The 618-nt window shown below is 57.4% G+C and carries 2 protein-coding genes; one reads left to right on the forward strand and one right to left on the reverse strand.

The features are described 5' to 3' along the window. On the reverse strand, positions 1 to 235 hold a 235-nt coding region (locus V8352_RS21895), incomplete at its 3' end, for a YeeE/YedE family protein (RefSeq protein WP_442971089.1). 101 nt (positions 236 to 336) lie between these two features. On the opposite strand from V8352_RS21895, the gene V8352_RS21900 reads away from it, so the two are divergent. Beyond that, complete coding sequence (locus V8352_RS21900) at positions 337 to 531, forward strand: ArsR/SmtB family transcription factor (RefSeq protein WP_336426365.1); 195 nt, start codon at positions 337 to 339, stop codon at positions 529 to 531. Positions 532 to 618: the final 87 nt, after the last annotated feature.

Consider the following 618-nt stretch of genomic DNA (forward strand, 5'->3'; position numbering starts at 1 on the left):
ATTGTTGCGGCCAATCGCCTGAGACCAGCAGCCAGAGCGGCGCGGCCAAAAGCAGGCCCAGCACGAAGAGCGCCGAGACGCCCCGCGCCTCACCGTCGCTGCTGCGGGAGAAAAGCTTCGAGGTCAGGCCGCTGATGCCTGCGATGCGTCCGTTGGTGGCCATCAGCAGCACTGCCGAGGCTCCGATCATCATACCGCCGCCGAGCGACAGCCAAGGGGTAAATTCGGTTTCCATGTTCCATCTCCGTGATGCGCCCGCCGTTGGTGTCGGGTTGGTCTTGTATCAGTCTGCTTAGGATTATATATTCGATATACTTAATATTCAATGAGCGTAATATGAAAAACTCGGACGACTTTCTGGACGGCGACATAGCCGGGGCGGCGGCGTTTATGACGATGTTAGCGTCCGAGGCTCGGTTGCAGATCCTTTGCCGTCTGCTGGACGGCGAAAGATCGGTTGGTGATCTCGCCCAAGCCTGTGGGCTGTCGCAATCCACCATGTCCCAGCAACTTAACCCGGATAATTCATGAGAAGGCGGCGGAGGTAGCGTAACCGTCTGAAACGCCGTATGTTTTGGTTGTCGACGCCAAACATGCAGCTTTCAGGAGGACGACCTC

It is taken from the genome of Roseovarius sp. D0-M9 (genome assembly GCF_037083805.1).
Taxonomy (GTDB): domain Bacteria; phylum Pseudomonadota; class Alphaproteobacteria; order Rhodobacterales; family Rhodobacteraceae; genus Roseovarius.